This is a genomic window from Streptomyces sp. NPDC030840 (assembly GCF_055572015.1).
Genome location: NZ_JBVIEE010000002.1, coordinates 553,802 through 569,835, shown reverse-complemented (window position 1 = coordinate 569,835; position 16,034 = coordinate 553,802). Strand labels below are relative to the sequence as shown.

The window sequence follows — 16,034 nt, the reverse complement described above, 5'->3', positions numbered from 1 at the left end:
CGCGGGGAACTGCGCTAGAACCACGACCCACCCGCAGCATCACGACACGGCCGCAGCCCCGAACATCAGGGGCGCGGGGAACTGCGCAAAAAAACCGCGACCCACCCGCGCCCCACCCACCGGCGAACCCAGCGGAGCGCCTACGCCTCGACCTCCGAGCGGTCCTGCCCCCACAGCGTGTGGAACGACCCCTCCCGGTCCGTCCTCCTGTACGTGTGCGCCCCGAAGTAGTCACGCTGCCCCTGCGTCAGCGCGGCCGGCAGCCGCTCCGCGCGCAGCGCGTCGTAGTACGCGAGCGCCGCCGCGAAACCAGGGGTCGGCACACCCTGCCGGGTCGCCGCGATGACCACCTCGCGCCAGTCGTCCTGCGCGGCGGCGATCTCCTGCGCGAACGTGTCGTCCGACAGCAGGCTCGGCAGGTCGGGCCGGGTGTCGTACGCGGCACGGATACGGTCCAGGAACGCCGCGCGGATGATGCAGCCACCGCGCCAGATCGAGGCGACCTTGCCGAGGTCGATGTTCCAGTCGTACTCCTCGGTGGCCGCGGTGATCTCGTGGAAGCCCTGCGTGTACGACACGATCTTCGACGCGTACAGCGCCTGCTCCACCCGGTCCGCGAAGGCGCCCGCCTCGGCCGCGCTCAGCGCCGTGGGCTTCGGGCCGGCGAGTCCGCGTGAGGCCTCCCGCAGCGCACTGTGGCCCGAGAGCGAGCGCGCGAACACCGCCTCCGCGATCCCGGAGACGGGGACGCCCAGGTCCAGCGCGATCTGCACGGTCCAGCGGCCCGTGCCCTTCTGCTCGGCCTGGTCCTGGACGACGTCCACGAACGGCTTGCCCGTCGCCGCGTCCACGTGGGCCAGCACCTCGGCGGTGATCTCGATGAGGTACGAGTCCAGACGGCCGGTGTTCCACGTGCGGAAGATCTCGGCGATCTGCGCGGGGGTGTAGCCGGCGACGTCGCGCAGCAGCTGGTACGCCTCGCCGATGAGCTGCATGTCGGCGTACTCGATGCCGTTGTGCACCATCTTCACGAAGTGACCGGCGCCGTCCGGGCCCACGTGCGTCACACACGGCGCCCCGTCCGCCGCCTTCGCGGAGATCTTCTCCAGCATCGGACCGAGCGATTCGTACGACTCGGCCGGGCCGCCCGGCATGATGCTCGGACCGTTGAGCGCGCCCTCCTCGCCGCCGGAGATGCCCGCGCCCACGAAGTGGATGCCCTGTTCGCGCAGTGCCGCCTCGCGGCGGCGGGTGTCGGCGAAGTGAGCGTTGCCACCGTCGATGATCATGTCGCCGGGCTCCAGGAGCGGGGCGAACTCCTCGATCACCGCGTCGGTCGGGCCGCCCGCCTTCACCATCACGACCAGGCGCCGCGGCCGCTCCAGCGCCGCCACGAAGTCCTTGGCGCTCTCGGCCGCGATGAAGTCGCCCTCGTGCCCGTGTTCCTTGACCAGCGCGTGGGTGCGGGAGGCGGTGCGGTTGTGCACGGCGACCGTGTAGCCGTTGCGTGCGAAGTTGCGGGCGAGATTGCTCCCCATGACCGCGAGACCCGTGACGCCGATCTGGGCTGTTGTGCTCATACGGTTGGCTCCTAAAGGGATCCTGGTATCGGTGGTGCCGGTAGGTCCTGATATCGGTGGTGCCGGTTCGTGCCGTCAGTATTGCCCTTCGTATCGACTCTGCGGCCATCCTGACGTGCCGTGGCGCCGATCGCACTGCGCGGCCTGACGTGCTTGATTACGCAGGGATGGCCCCACCTGCCTCAACTGCTGACCGAACCCGCGTCGCTTACTCGCCAGTTCACGGCTCAGGGCGGCTGATTGCCGTCTTGTCATGGCCTGTTCCCCGCCCTTACTTTTGCGGCCTCTGGCATATGTGAGGGGGCATCTCGATGGCCGTACGCGGTCGGCACCGCCGGTACCAGCCGAACAGGATCAACCGGGCCTCGCTGACCGTCACGGCAGGTGGCGCCGGCATGGCGATTCCCCTCATCGGAACCGGCGTGGCGGACGCCGCCGACGTGAACACCTGGAACAAGGTCGCGGCCTGCGAGTCCACCAGCAACTGGAGCATCAACACCGGCAACGGCTACTACGGCGGGCTTCAGTTCAGCCAGTCGACGTGGGAGGCGTACGGCGGCACGGCCTACGCGGCCCGCGCCGATCTGGCCACCAGGGACCAGCAGATCGCCGTAGCCGAGAAGGTCCTCGAAGGCCAGGGCCCCGGCGCCTGGCCGGTGTGCTCGGTGCGCGCGGGCCTCACGCGCGGTGGGGACACACCGGACATCAACCCCCAGGGCACGCCGGCCTCGACCGCCAAGCCGAAACGGACGATCCGCGACGTCACCCCGCAGACCACTCCCCAGTCCCAGGCGGGCACCGCGGAGATGTACACCGTCGTACGCGGCGACACGCTTTCCGAGATCGCCGACTCGCGCAAGGTCCGGGGCGGCTGGCAGAAGCTGTACCAGGCCAACCGCAGGACCATCGGCGGCGACCCGGACCTGATCGTCCCCGGCCAGCGTCTGAACCTGCGGTCGAACGCACCGGGCGGGAAGCCCTCGAAGCAGAGCGCCTCTTCCAGCCGGCACAAGGCCACCGAGGACAAGAAGCCGGAGAAGAAGGCGGAGCGGAAGCAGGAGAGGAAGCAGGAGCGGAAACCGGAGAAGAGGGCGACGTCGGCCTCCTTCGTCGCTCCCGTGGACGCCTCGTCCGGCACGCCCTACCGCGCCGCGGGCTCCTCCTGGTCCAAGGGCTACCACACCGGTCTCGACTTCCCCGTGGCCACCGGTACGACCGTGAAGTCGGTGGCCGCGGGCGAGGTCGTCAGCTCGGGCTGGGGCGGCTCGTTCGGCTACCAGGTGGTCATCCGGCACGCCGACGGCCGCTACACGCAGTACGCCCATCTGTCGGCCATCTCCGTGAAGTCCGGGCAGAACGTGAGCGCCGGCCAGCGGATCGGCCGCTCCGGGTCCACGGGCAACAGCACGGGCCCGCATCTGCACTTCGAGGTGCGGACGGGGCCCGGCTTCGGCAGCGACATCGATCCGGTCGCCTATCTGAGGTCCGGCGGGGTCCGGGTCTGACCCCTGCCGGCGACGGATCAGGAGGTGACCCGGGTACGGTGCCGGTCGAGTACCGGCACCGGCACGTACGGGCCGCTGTGAAAGGGACCGTAGGCGTGTGGCGGGTCGTCGGACCGGCGCGGTCCGTCGTACGCGCCCTCCTGTTTCACCAGCGCGGGGGCCGGGATGAGAGCATCCCGGACCGGCCCGTGGTCCCCGCGGCCTCCGTGGACCGGCGCGACGGCCGGCTCGGGCAGCGCGGCGGCCAGCAGCTCCTCGACGGCGTCGCGGTCGGCCGGGACACCGGCCGCCGCGGGAGCCGTCGCGTCCACCGGCTCGGGCCGCGGGCTCGCGATCCGCTCCGTGGTCAGCAGGATCAGGCCACCCGCCGCGACGACACCGCAGCCCAGCGCCAGGACGGTACCGGTCGTGCCGTAGCGGAAGGTCTCGCCGAACATCGTGAGGCCCACCGCGGCCGCCACCACCGGGTTCACCACGGTCAGCGTGGCGAGCGGGGCTGCGAGCCCGGCGCCCCGGTACGAGGCCTGCGACAGCAGCATGCCGGCCGTCGCGAGGACGCCTATCACCGCGAGCGTCGGCACATCGGCGAGGGAGACCCCGCCCGTCCAGTCCACCGCGACCGTCTTGGTGAACACCGACGACATACCGAAGGCGACACCGGCCGCGACCGCGAGGAGGATGCTCCGGACCGCCGGGTGCCGGTGCGCCGCGCGCGCCGCCACCATCAGCGCCGCCACCGCGCCGCCGGTGGCCAGGGCCACCGCCACCCGCTGGGCGCTGTTGAGGGACTGCGCATCCGACGCGCCGACCAGCGACAGCAGACCCGCGAGACCTACCGTGGCCATGATCGCGCCCCGCCACGCCGTCGCGCCGGCCCTGCGGCCCACGAAGATCGCGGCCATCGGCAGCGCGCACACGATCGTCAGCGCGCCCAGCGGCTGCACCAGGCTCAGCGGGCCGTACGCGAGCGCGACCACGTGCAGCAGTCCACCGAGGCCGTTCAGCGCGACGGCCGCCCACCAACCCGGCCTGCGCAGCGGTGCGTAGCGCTTGTCGGGGGAGGACACCGCGACCCGCTCCTGCACGATCGCCCCGCCCGCGTAGGCGACGGCGGAGACGAACGACAGCAACACGGACAACGCGAGGGCGCTCATGAGCTGCTCCTCTGCGAGCGGCGGGGGCACGTGGCCCGGCGCGGCGTACGGTCGGCTTCCATGCTTACAACGATGCCTCGCGAACAGGCCCGCGTCGTCGTCCCTGAGCACTCATTGAGTCCTACTGCCGATGGAGTAGGACGGGCCGTTCGTCATCCCCAAGAGGGGGGACACCATGCGCCACCCAGCCGGTGAAGCCCCCTAGGGGGCTTGGTACTACTGCTCTTCGTGGCTCTCGACCCCGATCTCGGCGCGCTCAAGGCACTCGGCGGCTTCTTCGTACTACGCACGGGAGAACCGCCGGACGGCCGGCTCCCCACCCTCGCCCGGGCGTACACGGCGGGGCACGCGGACGAAAGTGGTGCCCCTGACGAGGTTTACACGAATCCCGTGATTTTCCGTGCCCAGAAGGTCGCAGACGGTATCCGCGCGCCGGAGCGGCGCGTCGCGGTCTCCATTGCGCACCAGGGACTCGTGGCCCGGCTGTGGGCGGTCGCCCTCGGATCCGCCGCCCTGGAGGACCAGGTTCCCGACCTGCGTCCGGAACTGCTGCGCTGGGACCCGGACGGCGGCGCCCCGGACGATCTGTGGCTGACCGAGGTGCGCGCCCTGCCGGCCGAGGCGATCGGTGAGGTCGTCCGCGAGGGGCATCTCGTCCCGCTGGCGGCCCTGCTGCGCGAGCGGTTCCGCATGTCGGAGCGGCTGTTGTGGGGCAACGCGGGCTCCGCGCTCATGGGCGCCGTACGCCAGCTCGACCGCTGGGCGCGTACCCACGGGCGCCCGGAGGTGGGGGACAGGGCCCGCGCGCACGCCGCGGACCTCTTCGGGCGGCCCGGCCTGTCGGGCAGCCTCGACCCGGCCACCCTGCGGCGCCGCAGCTGCTGCCTCTACTACCGGGTTCCCGGCGGCGGCCTGTGCGGCGACTGCTGCTTCGACCGCCCGCCCCGCCACTGACCGCGGGCCCGGGTCCGCGGTCTGCCGGAGGATCGCGGTCTTCCCCCCACCGGCACCTCTGGGTGACCATGGGGGAACCAACCGCTGAGACAGGGGGTTTCGGGTGCGAGTCGGCCTGCTGACCCGGGAGTACCCGCCGGACGTGTACGGCGGAGCGGGGGTTCATGTCGAGTTCCTCGCCCGGGAGTTGAGGTCGCTCACCGACCTGGACGTGCACTGCTGGGGCGAGGGCGCCGCGGGCGGGGTCGTCCGCCACCGCCCCTGGCCCACGCTCGACGGCGCCAACGACGCGCTGCGCACCTTCTCCGTGGACCTGTCCATCGCGGCCGCGCTCGAAGGCCGCGAACTCGTCCACTCGCACACCTGGTACGCGAACCTCGCCGGCCACTTCGGCAAGCTGCTGTACGGCATCCCGCACGTGATGACCGCCCACTCGCTGGAGCCGCTGCGCCCGTGGAAGGCCGAGCAGCTCGGCGGCGGATACGCGCTGTCCAGCTGGGCCGAGCGCACCGCCGTGGAGGCCGCCGACGCCGTCATCGCCGTGTCCGGCGCCATGCGTGAGGACATCCTCAGCTGCTACCCGGCGCTCGACCCCGACCGGGTCCGCGTCGTGCACAACGGCATCGACACCACGCTCTACCAGCCGGACCACGGCACCGACGTCCTCGACCGGTACGGCGTCGACACCGGCCGCCCCTACGTCCTGTTCGTCGGCCGGATCACCCGCCAGAAGGGCGTGCCCCACCTCCTGCGCGCCGTACGGGACATCGCGCCGGCGGCTCAGGTGGTGTTGTGCGCCGGCGCTCCCGACACCCCGGAGATCGACCAGGAGTTCCGCGCCCTCTTCCAGGAACTCAGCGCCGTGCGCGAGGGCGTGCACTGGATCCCGCAGATGCTGCCGCGCGCGGAGGTCATCCAACTCCTCACCCATGCCGCTGTGTTCGTGTGCCCGTCGGTCTACGAACCGCTGGGCATCGTCAATCTGGAGGCGATGGCGTGCGGGACACCTGTGGTCGCCTCCCGGGTCGGGGGTATCCCCGAGGTCGTCGAGGACGGTGTGACCGGGCTGCTCGTGCCGACCGGGGACGACTTCGAGGCGGGGCTCGCGCGGGCTCTCGACACGGTGATCGCCGACCCGGTGACCGCCTCGCGGATGGGCGCGGCCGGACGGGAGCGGGCGGTGGGGGAGTTCGGCTGGGACGCGGTGGCCCGACGTACCGTTCACCTGTACGAGGAAGTCCTCAAACAGGGGTAACAGGGGCGGGCAGCGGGCAGGGCAGAGCTGAGCACAGCGGCACAACGGGCGTAGAGGGGCGGCGGCATGCGACGCGGTGGACCTTCGGTACTGGGAATCGTACTGGCGGGCGGCGAGGGCAAGCGGCTGATGCCCCTGACCGCCGACCGGGCGAAACCCGCGGTGACCTTCGGCGGTACGTACCGCCTCGTGGACTTCGTACTCTCCAACCTCGTCAACGCGGACATCCTGCGGATCTGCGTGCTGACGCAGTACAAGTCCCACTCGCTGGACCGCCACATCACCACGACATGGCGGATGTCGAGCCTGCTGGGCAACTACGTCACGCCGGTCCCGGCGCAGCAGAGGCTCGGCCCGCGCTGGTACCTGGGCAGCGCGGACGCCATCCTGCAGTCCCTGAACCTGGTCCATGACGAACAGCCCGACTATGTAGCGGTGTTCGGCGCGGACCACGTCTACCGCATGGACCCGAGGCAGATGCTGCAGCAGCACATCGAGGGCGGCGCGGGCGTCACGGTCGCGGGGATACGGGTACCGCGTGCCGAGTCGTCGTCGTTCGGCGTGATCACCCCCGGCTCGGACGGGCAGATCGTCGAGCGCTTCCTGGAGAAGCCCGCCGACCCGCCGGGCCTCGCGGACGACCCCGAGTGCGTGTTCGCCTCGATGGGCAACTACATCTTCACCACGAAGGCCCTCGTGGAGGCGCTCCAGCGGGACGCCGAGGACGAGGAGTCCGTGCACGACATGGGCGGTTCGATCCTGCCGCAGCTCACCGACCGCGGCGAGGCCCAGTTGTACGACTTCAGCGCCAACCACGTGCCCGGCGAGACCAACCGCGACCGGGGCTACTGGCGTGACGTCGGCACCCTGGACGCGTACTACGAGGCCCACATGGACCTCATCGCCGAGCGTCCCGCCTTCAACCTGTACAACCGCAGCTGGCCCATCTACACGCACTCGTACCAGCTCTCCCCGGCCCGCTTCAACGCGGGCGGAATGGCCAGCGAGTCGATCATCAGCGCCGGCTGCCTGATCCGGGGGCAGGTGACGCGGTCAGTGCTCTCACCCGGTGTCGTGGTCGACCCCGGCGCGGTCGTACAGGGCTCGGTGCTGCACGACAACGTCCACATCGGGCGGGGCGCGGTCGTACGCGGCGCGGTCCTCGACAAGGGCGTCGAGGTGCCGCCGGGCGCGACGATCGGCGTCAATCCCGAGCGGGACGCCGAGCTGTACACGGTCTCCAAGGGCGGAGTGATCGCGCTGGGCAAGGGGCAGCGGGTCTCGTAGGGCGAGTCAGGCCAAGCCTGACATGTGCAGACATTTCACCCCATGCTGGGTATTTTCTTCTTATGGGTACCCGAGTGTGGAAAGAGCGCTGCTAGCCCCAGGAGGTGATGGGAGTGAGCACCACTCCCCGGTCGTCGATGGAAACCCATCCCGACATCCTCGAAATGCGAAGTCGTCACGAGAAGGCGGAGCGCGCCACGACCACCATGGCTGGGCAGGCCATCGAAACGCTGGCCCTGCTCACGGGTGTGTACCTCGCCATCTCGCCCTGGGTCGTCGGGTTCGTCACCTTCCCGACCCTGACCACCAACAACCTGATCGTAGGGATCGCCTACGCGCTGCTCATGAGCGGCGGCTTCGGGCGGGCTTACCACCGGACGCACAGCATGGCGTGGGCCAGCTGCGCACTCGGCCTGTGGACGATCATTTCGCCGTGGGTGATCTCGGCGAACGTCGACACCACGAAGACGGTCGTCAACAACGTCCTCGTGGGCGTGATCGCCCTTGTGCTGGCCATCGCCGCCACCATCGCCGCGACGCTGAGCGCGCGCAGCTCGCGCGGTCAGCGGGCCGCGCCGTACGAGGGCGAGCGAGCCGGGCGTTACGAGGACGAGCGGGCCGGGCGCTACGAAGGAGGCGCCGGTTCCTGAACTCCAGCAACCGCTGCCCTGCGGGGGAGAGCCCCGGCGGGACACCGGGGTCGGCGCGGCACGCGGCGCAGCACGCCCGCGTTCCGCGCCGACGCGTCTTCCGGTAGCCATCCGCGAACCTCTCACGCCGAGCGGTACGGATCTGGACGGCAAGCGCGATCCGTGCTGTCATGCCCATTGCCGTTCGTGACAACGTTGTACCGCTGAGAACTGAGCACCGAGCCGCCACCCGTCCTCACCCAAGGGGAATCCGTGCGCATCAGACGACTCAGAGACCGACTCGCGTTACCACTGGTGTTACTCCTCGCGGTCGCCCTCGGCATCACGGGACTCACCGCCGCCCCGGCCGCGACCGCCGCCGACCAAGACCCCGTGGAGGTCCACGGCCTGAAAGGCGAGTACTACACGCAGTCCGCCCCGGGCGTCTTCGACTTCCACGAGCTGAAGGCCACCCGTTTCGAGCAGAACCTCGACTTCGACAACCTTGAGCCGCGCCTGGCCGCCTCCGCCGGCCGGTCGGACGACGTCAGCGTCCGCTGGACCGGAAAGATCGTGCCGGAGAAGACCGGAGCCCACACCTTCTCGGTCATCGCGGACAACGGCTTCCGGCTCTGGATCGACGGAAAGATCGCCATCGACCACTGGGTCGACGACTGGGACCGCGAACAGACCGCCCAGCCGATCGAGTTGACCGCCGGCAAGGCCTACGACATCAAGGTCGAGTACTTCGAGCACTACGGCGGCTCCAACTTCCATCTGCGCTGGACCCGGCCGGGCGCCGCCAAGCAGCCCGTCCCGCAGTCCGCGTTCCGCCTGCCCGACGGCTTCGACTACGACGGCGCGGTCGCGGCCACGGTCCTGAGCGACGGCCGCACCCTGAAGCTGGACTTCGCACAGGCCCTCGCCGCGCCCCCGGCCTCCTTCACCGGCCACCTCACCGCGGTGATCGGCGGCGCCACGTGGCCCCTCGGCACGGCGAAGCCCGACCCCGCCGACCCGAAGGCCCTGCTCGTCGCCCTGAAGGAACCCGTCGTCGGCAACAAGACCGGCACGGCACGCGGCGCCACCGACCTCCACTACGACGGCCGGGGTGGCCTCACCGGAGCCGACGGCAACGTTGTCAGGGAGTTCTGGAGCAGCGGCCCCAACCGCTCCACGTACGAACTGCGCACCCGCTGGGCCGACGAGGTCGGTCCCGGCGACGCCGTCCTCCCCGAGTACCCCCGGCCCCAGCTGACGCGCGACGCCTGGCGGAACCTCAACGGCCGCTGGCAGTTCGCACCGGCCGAGGCGGGCGAGCGCCCGCCCGTCGGCAGGACCCTGGGGGAGCGCATCCTCGTGCCGTACCCCGTGGAGTCCCAGCTCTCCGGCATCCAGCGGCACGAGGACCGCATGTGGTACCGCCGCACCTTCACCGTCCCCCGCGACTGGCGCATCGGCTCCGGCAAACGGCTGCGGCTGAACTTCGGCGGTGTCGACTGGCGGTCCGAGGTGTACGTCAACGGCACCAGGGTCGCCGAGCATGAGGGCGGCTACGACAAGTTCGGCGCCGACATCACCGACGCGCTGAAGCCCGGCCGGGCCCAGGAACTCATCGTCGGCGTGTACGACCCGACCGACGCCGCGAACGGGGAGAACCCGCCGCTGGGCAAGCAGCGCCTGGACCCGAGCGGCATCTGGTACACGCCGTCGTCCGGCATCTGGCAGACGGTGTGGATGGAGCCGGTCGCGCCCGACCACGCCGACTCGCTCAAGCTGGTCCCGGACGCGGCGAGCGGCCGGCTCACCGTCGAGGCCAAGGGCGTACGCGACGGCGTACGGATCACGGCGACGGCGTACGACCGCGGGCGCAGGGTCGCCACGGCGAGCGGCCGCACCGGCGCTCCGCTGACCCTGACCATCCGCGACCCGCACCTGTGGTCGCCCGACGACCCGTTCCTCTACGACCTGAAGGTGAGCGTGGGCGCCGACCGCGTCGGCAGCTACTTCGGGATGCGCTCCGTCTCCGTCCAGAAGGTGAACGGCACCCCGCGCACCCTGCTCAACGGCGAACCCGTCTTCATGATGGCCACGCTCGACCAGGGCTTCTGGCCCGACGGCCTGCACACCGCCCCGACCGACGAGGCGCTCGCGTACGACCTGAAGGCGCACAAGAAGCTCGGCTTCAACGCCGTGCGCAAACACATCAAGGTCGAGCCCGACCGCTGGTTCTACTGGGCCGACAAGCTGGGCCTGCTGGTCTGGCAGGACATGCCCGCGATGACCGCGGGGGTGAACCCGGGAGCCGCGGCCCGCGCCGCGTACGAGCGCGAGATGAAGGAGATGATCGACGAGCACATCAGCAGCCCGTCGGTCGTCATGTGGGTCACCTTCAACGAGGGCTGGGGCCAGTACGACGTGGGCCGCGTCGCCGAGCAGGCCAAGTCCTGGGACCCGACACGGCTGGTCAACGGCCAGTCGGGCCTCAACCTCGGGGCCGACGGCGGCACCGGCGACATCATGGACGAGCACGGCTACCCGAGCCCGGCGCTCCCGCCCCGCCCCGACGGGGAACGGGCACTGGTCAGCGGTGAGTACGGCGGCCTGGGCCTCGCGGTGCCCGGGCACGCCTGGTCGGTCCAGCAGTCCTACGTCGACGTCGATCCGGCGACGTACACCGACGACTACCTGAAGAAGCTCGACGAGGTGCGCGCGCTGGTCTGCCGGGGCAGCAACGGCGCCGTCTACACCCAGATCACCGATGTCGAGGGCGAGTTGAACGGATTCCTGACCTATGACCGCGCGGTCATGAAGCCGGACGCCGGGCGGCTGAGGGCGGCACACGAGGCCCTGATCCGCGACGCGTCCCAGGCGGCTCCCGCGGGATGCCCGGCACCGTGACGGCCGACGGCGGGGCTCGGGCCGTCACGGACGGCCCGCACCCGAACGGGTGGGAGGTGTTTGCAAGGGTGATGCCCCTCCTGCCTACATGACCACAGGTGCCTCATGAGTCCCGCCCCTTTCGGAGGGGCGGGACTTAATCTGCTGTTAACTGTGTGTAGCCTGATCGTACTTGACCGTAATCGCTTGCCGACGATTGACTGCTGGTTTCCCACACTTCGTCGACGCGAGGCAAGCCATTGACTTCTGACCTGCTCGCACCACTCGACCTGGCGTTCTGGAACATCGAGTCCGCCGAGCACCCGATGCACCTCGGTGCCCTCGGGGTCTTCGCGGCCCACTCGCCCACCGCCGGCGTCCACGCGGCCGACCTGCTCGCGGCCCGCGCCGCCGCCGTGCCCGGGCTGCGCATGCGGATCCGGGACGTGTGGCGCCCGCTGGTGCCCTCCTTCCCGACCGCCTTCGGGGGCGCCGTCCGCGAGCCCGCCCCGGACTTCGACCCCCTCGACCACGTCAGGCTGCACGCGCCGACCGCGGACTTCCACGCGGTGGCCGGCGGCCTCATGGAGCGCCCGCTGGAGCGCGAGCGGCCCCCGTGGGAGGCCCACGTGCTGCCCGGCGAGGACGGCACCTCCTTCGCGGTGCTCTTCAAGTTCCACCACGCCCTGGCCGACGGCCTGCGCGCCCTGACGCTCGCCGCCGCCGTCCTGGACCCGACGGACATGCCCGCGCCACGCCCCCGGCCCGTCGAGCCCCCGCGCGGCCTGCTGCCCGACGTGCGCCGACTGCCGGGGCTCGTGCGCGGCGCGCTCTCCGACGTGGGCCGCGCCCTCGACATCGGCGCCTCCGTCGCCCGCTCCACGCTGGACCTGCGCCCCTGCCCCGCGCTCACCTCCCGGCCCAGCGGCACCCGCCGCACCGCCGGTGTGGTGCTGGACCTCGACGAGGTGCACACCGTGCGCAAGGCGGTCGGCGGCACCGTCAACGACGTCCTGATCGCGATCGTCGCGGGCGCCCTGCGCCGCTGGCTGGACGGGCGCGGGGACGGCAGTGAGGGCGTGGCGCCCCGCGCCCTGATCCCCGTCTCCAAGCGCCGCCCGCGTACCGCGCACCCACAGGGCAACCGGCTCTCGGGCTACCTGATACGGCTCCCCGTCGACGAGCCCGAGCCACTCGGCCGCCTCGCCACGGTCCGTAACGCCATGGACCGCAACAAGGACGCCGGCCCCAACCGGGGCGCGGGCGCCGTCGCGCTGCTCGCCGACCACGTGCCGCCGCTCGCCCACCGGCTCGGCGGACCGCTGGTCAGCCAGGCGGCCCGGCTCTGGTTCGACATCCTCGTCACCAGCGTGCCGCTGCCCGGCCTCGGCCTGAGGCTCGGCGGGCACGCGCTCAGCGAGGTCTACCCCTTCGCGCCGCTGGCCCGCGGCCAGTCCCTGGCGGTGGCGATCTCGACCTACCGCGGACGCGTCCACTACGGGCTCGTCGCCGACGCCGAGGCCGTACCCGACCTCGACCGGTTCGCCGAGTCCGTCTCCGCGGAGGTGGAGACCCTGCTCGACGCGTGCGCTCCGTGACCGGCCCCCGCCGCCGGTGACGGGATCGGGTTTGGCCACCCGGCCCGGCGCTCCGTACAATTCCGCGTTCGACAGCGAGCGCGGAAGGAGCGCCGCGACGGGTGACCAGGAAGCGGCAGCGGCGATGACGGTGACACAGGACGGCCCGGCGACCACGGACGAGGTGCCGTCGTACGGCCCCGGCATCGACCCGGAGCGGCTGGCGGTCTGCCTCAGCGTGCTGGAGGAGCTCGACAAGCTGGAGATCGACCACCCGGACGCGATCGCCGTGCGCCGGGCCACCGCGGGCATCTACCGCACGGTAAAGCAGCGCCGCCGCCAGGAGCGCAGGGCCGCCAAGACCGCCCACGACAAGGCGGTCACCGAGGCCACCGCCACCGGCTCGGCCCAGCGCATCGACGACGAGACGGAGGGACTGCTGCCCTCGTCGAACACCGAGGAGGGCCGGATCGCGGGGATACTCCAGCGCCCGCGCTCCTGCTACACCTGCAAGACCCGGTTCGTCGAGGTCGACTACTTCTACCACCAGCTCTGTCCGGACTGCGCGCGCACGAACCGCGCCAAGCGCGACGCCCGCGCCGACCTCACCGGCAAGCGCGCCCTGCTCACCGGCGGCCGCGCCAAGATCGGCATGTACATCGCGCTGCGGCTGCTGCGCGACGGCGCCCACACCACGGTCACCACGCGCTTCCCGAAGGACGCCATCCGCCGCTTCAAGGCCATGGACGACTCCGGCGACTGGCTGCACCGCCTGGAGGTCGTCGGCATCGACCTGCGCGACCCGGCCCAGGCCGTGGCCCTCGCCGACCAGGTCGCCGAGGCGGGCCCGCTCGACATCCTCGTCAACAACGCGACCCAGACCGTACGGCGGCTGCCCTCCGCGTACGCCGCCCTGGTCGAGGGCGAGAGTGCCCCGCTGCCCGCCGGGGAACTGCCCGCCCACCACGTCATCGGCGCCTTCAACTCCGGCGCGGTCGACGGCCTGGCCGCGCTGCCCGTCGGCACCAGCGGCCTCGACGCGCAGAAGGTCGCCGACCTCGCCCTGGTCGCGGGCAACGCCAGCGTGGCCCGCCACCTGGACGGCACCGCCATCGACGCGGGCGGGCTGGTCCCGGACGTGGTCGACTCCAACACCTGGGTGCAGACCATCGAGCAGATCTCCCCGGTGGAGCTCCTCGAGACCCAGCTGTGCAACTACACGTCGCCGTTCATCCTGATCAGCAAGCTGCGCCAGGCGATGGCCGAGGCCGCGCGCAAGGCGCCCAGCAAGCGCGCCTACGTCGTGAACGTCTCGGCGATGGAGGGCGTCTTCGGCCGCGGCTACAAGGGCGCCGGCCACCCGAACACCAACGCCGCCAAGGCCGCCATGAACATGGTCACGCGGACCAGCGCCCAGGAGATGTTCCAGACCGACGGCATCCTCATGACCTCCGTCGACACCGGCTGGATCACCGACGAGCGCCCCCACTACGACAAGCTGCGCCTCGCCGAGGCCGGCTTCCACGCCCCGCTCGACCTGGTGGACGGCGCGGCCCGGGTCTACGACCCGATCGTGCGCGGTGAGCAGGGCGAGGACCTGTACGGCGTCTTCCTGAAGGACTACGCGCCCGGGAAGTGGTGAGCCCCCCCTTGACGTGTCCGGGCGCCCGGACAAGACCGGGCGCCCGGAGAAGAGCTGGGCATCGTCACGAGTGACGTGGTGCCTGCGACCGCAGGCGGTCGTGGACGGCGTACGTGGGAGAGGCGTGCGCCGTCCTGACCCGGGTCCCGCCGTCCACCAGCAGGTCGGTCCCCGTGACCCACTCCGCCGCGTCCGAGGCCAGCCATACGACGGCCCTGGCCACGTCCTCGGGCGTGCCGAGCCGGCCCAGCGGGAGCCCCGCCGAGAGTTCCTCCTCCGCGCCCTCCCACACGAACCGTGCCATGTCGGTGCGGACGAGCCCGGGTGAGACGGAGTTGACCCGTACGGCCGGTGCCAGCTCGCCGGCGAGCTGCCGGGTGAGGTGCAGCAGGGCGGCCTTGCTGGTGCCGTAGGCGCCGACGTGGGGGCCCGCGTGGGTGGCGCCCTCGGTGCAGACGTTGACCACGGCGCCACCATGCTCGCCCATCCAGGCCCGCCACGCATGCTGGACCAGCCGCAGGGGTGCCTCGACGTTGACGGCGAAGGCGTCGCGCCAGCGGTCGGGATCGACACGCATGAGCGGTCCGTACGGCTCGTTCGTGCCCGCGTTGTTGACGACGAGGTCGATCCGGCCGAACTCCCGCAGCGTCAGTCCGGTCACCGCCCGCAGATGCGCCGGGTCGGCCACGGACCCCGCGAGCCCGACGCCGCCGAGTTTTTCGGCGGCCCGCGCCACGCCCGCCGCGTCACGCGCCGTGACGCACACCCGCGCACCGGCCGCCACCAGCGCCTCGGCGACGGCCAGTCCGATCCCGCGCGATGCCCCGGTGACGATCGCGGCCCGGCCCTCGAGTCCGTGCGGTGGCGTCATCCGCGTACGGTCTCATGACGGGCCGTCAGTTCACAGAGCGATGACGAAGACGTACAGAAGACGTCCGGCGGACCGGCGTGAAGGCGCAAGCGGGGCGTGGCTGAATCCGGATGCCGTTCTTCCGCGCGTGGCTGCGCCCGCCGTTGGTCCATCAGGGGGACGCCGGCTCGCCGCGGTCAACTGGGGTGCCGTGACCGGCGCCTGTGCCGCTGCGTCGCGGGCCGGACACGGAATGACTCAAGACAGTTACCTCGTGTTTTCAGCCCCATCGAGCGCTCATCCGCTCAAATGGGTACTCTGTAGCCGACGGACAGCCTTATATGGGTTCCACCCACACCCAGTCCGTCCCGGGACAAGCCGGTCACCACGGCTGATCTCGCCACAACTCGACAGGCGCCACCGCGTCCGATCCCTTTCCACACCACACCCCAGCGGGCGCCGAGCGCACGGAAGAACGGTGAGCCGGCCCGTCCCGAGGGTGACCCGACACATAAGGAGTGCGCGGTGACACCGGAGAAGAGCAATCGCGATCAACGCCCCAAGGATCGTACGGAGCGCGCGGGGCGCCGCCCCAAGAAGGAGCTCGGCAGTCTCGACGTGTGGGCCAGGTCCGCCCCGATCCGCCTTGCCGGGTACGAGGACGACCTCGCTGAGCCCCACATCCTCCCCAGCGTGGACTGATTCGGGCAGGACCATCGCG

12 protein-coding genes are annotated in these 16,034 nt (G+C 71.3%); 9 read left to right on the top strand and 3 right to left on the bottom strand.

Going from position 1 to position 16,034, the window contains the following annotated elements; all coding sequences use genetic code 11:
- Positions 1-140 precede the first annotated feature (140 nt).
- Positions 141-1,580, bottom strand: a complete 1,440-nt coding sequence (gene gndA / locus ACZ49J_RS06550) for an NADP-dependent phosphogluconate dehydrogenase (RefSeq protein WP_467452109.1) — start codon at positions 1,578-1,580, stop codon at positions 141-143.
- 311 nt (positions 1,581-1,891) lie between these two features.
- Between gndA and ACZ49J_RS06545 the strand changes: the two genes are divergently transcribed.
- Positions 1,892-3,085: a transglycosylase family protein gene (locus ACZ49J_RS06545; RefSeq protein ID WP_467452108.1), complete on the top strand. Its 1,194-nt coding sequence runs from the start codon at positions 1,892-1,894 to the stop codon at positions 3,083-3,085.
- Between the two features lie 17 nt (positions 3,086-3,102).
- Here ACZ49J_RS06545 and ACZ49J_RS06540 read toward each other — a convergent pair whose 3' ends face one another.
- Positions 3,103-4,239 (bottom strand): DMT family transporter, encoded by a 1,137-nt coding sequence (locus ACZ49J_RS06540; RefSeq protein ID WP_467452107.1) that lies wholly within the window; start codon positions 4,237-4,239, stop codon positions 3,103-3,105.
- Between the two features lie 210 nt (positions 4,240-4,449).
- On the opposite strand from ACZ49J_RS06540, the gene ACZ49J_RS06535 reads away from it, so the two are divergent.
- The 7 genes from ACZ49J_RS06535 to ACZ49J_RS06505 all read left to right on the top strand — a co-directional run bounded on the left by ACZ49J_RS06535 (position 4,450) and on the right by ACZ49J_RS06505 (position 14,463).
- On the top strand, positions 4,450-5,193 hold the full coding sequence (locus ACZ49J_RS06535) for a (2Fe-2S)-binding protein (RefSeq protein WP_468348128.1): 744 nt from the start codon (positions 4,450-4,452) through the stop codon (positions 5,191-5,193).
- A gap of 103 nt (positions 5,194-5,296) precedes the next feature.
- Positions 5,297-6,448 (top strand): glycogen synthase, encoded by a 1,152-nt coding sequence (glgA, locus tag ACZ49J_RS06530; protein WP_467452105.1) that lies wholly within the window; start codon positions 5,297-5,299, stop codon positions 6,446-6,448.
- Positions 6,449-6,514: 66 nt separating this feature from the next.
- Positions 6,515-7,735: a glucose-1-phosphate adenylyltransferase gene (gene glgC / locus ACZ49J_RS06525; RefSeq protein ID WP_467452104.1), complete on the top strand. Its 1,221-nt coding sequence runs from the start codon at positions 6,515-6,517 to the stop codon at positions 7,733-7,735.
- A gap of 137 nt (positions 7,736-7,872) precedes the next feature.
- Entirely contained in the window at positions 7,873-8,385 is a 513-nt protein-coding gene (locus tag ACZ49J_RS06520; RefSeq protein WP_467452279.1) for an SPW repeat protein, read from the top strand.
- Between the two features lie 252 nt (positions 8,386-8,637).
- Positions 8,638-11,265 carry a PA14 domain-containing protein gene (locus ACZ49J_RS06515; protein ID WP_467452102.1) on the top strand — a complete coding sequence of 876 codons (2,628 nt, stop codon included), beginning with the start codon at positions 8,638-8,640 and terminating at the stop codon, positions 11,263-11,265.
- Between the two features lie 239 nt (positions 11,266-11,504).
- On the top strand, positions 11,505-12,842 hold the full coding sequence (locus tag ACZ49J_RS06510; RefSeq protein WP_467452101.1) for a wax ester/triacylglycerol synthase family O-acyltransferase: 1,338 nt from the start codon (positions 11,505-11,507) through the stop codon (positions 12,840-12,842).
- A gap of 124 nt (positions 12,843-12,966) precedes the next feature.
- Positions 12,967-14,463 carry an SDR family NAD(P)-dependent oxidoreductase gene (locus tag ACZ49J_RS06505; protein ID WP_467452099.1) on the top strand — a complete coding sequence of 499 codons (1,497 nt, stop codon included), beginning with the start codon at positions 12,967-12,969 and terminating at the stop codon, positions 14,461-14,463.
- A 64-nt stretch (positions 14,464-14,527) separates the two neighbouring features.
- Here ACZ49J_RS06505 and ACZ49J_RS06500 read toward each other — a convergent pair whose 3' ends face one another.
- Positions 14,528-15,334: an SDR family oxidoreductase gene (locus ACZ49J_RS06500; RefSeq protein ID WP_467452098.1), complete on the bottom strand. Its 807-nt coding sequence runs from the start codon at positions 15,332-15,334 to the stop codon at positions 14,528-14,530.
- 504 nt (positions 15,335-15,838) lie between these two features.
- On the opposite strand from ACZ49J_RS06500, the gene ACZ49J_RS06495 reads away from it, so the two are divergent.
- A complete protein-coding gene (locus tag ACZ49J_RS06495) occupies positions 15,839-16,015 on the top strand; it encodes a hypothetical protein (protein WP_467452097.1) in 177 nt (58 codons plus the stop codon).
- Positions 16,016-16,034: the final 19 nt, after the last annotated feature.

Excerpts from the sequence above, each read along its gene's own strand:
- glgC (WP_467452104.1), top strand. The coding sequence starts at position 6,515 with ATGCGACGCGGTGGACCTTCGGTACTGGGAATCGTACTGGCGGGCGGC.
- gndA (WP_467452109.1), bottom strand. The coding sequence starts at position 1,580 with ATGAGCACAACAGCCCAGATCGGCGTCACGGGTCTCGCGGTCATGGGG.
- ACZ49J_RS06520 (WP_467452279.1), top strand. The coding sequence starts at position 7,873 with ATGGAAACCCATCCCGACATCCTCGAAATGCGAAGTCGTCACGAGAAG.
- ACZ49J_RS06540 (WP_467452107.1), bottom strand. The coding sequence starts at position 4,239 with ATGAGCGCCCTCGCGTTGTCCGTGTTGCTGTCGTTCGTCTCCGCCGTC.
- ACZ49J_RS06545 (WP_467452108.1), top strand. The coding sequence starts at position 1,892 with ATGGCCGTACGCGGTCGGCACCGCCGGTACCAGCCGAACAGGATCAAC.
- ACZ49J_RS06505 (WP_467452099.1), top strand. The coding sequence starts at position 12,967 with ATGACGGTGACACAGGACGGCCCGGCGACCACGGACGAGGTGCCGTCG.
- ACZ49J_RS06500 (WP_467452098.1), bottom strand. The coding sequence starts at position 15,334 with ATGACGCCACCGCACGGACTCGAGGGCCGGGCCGCGATCGTCACCGGG.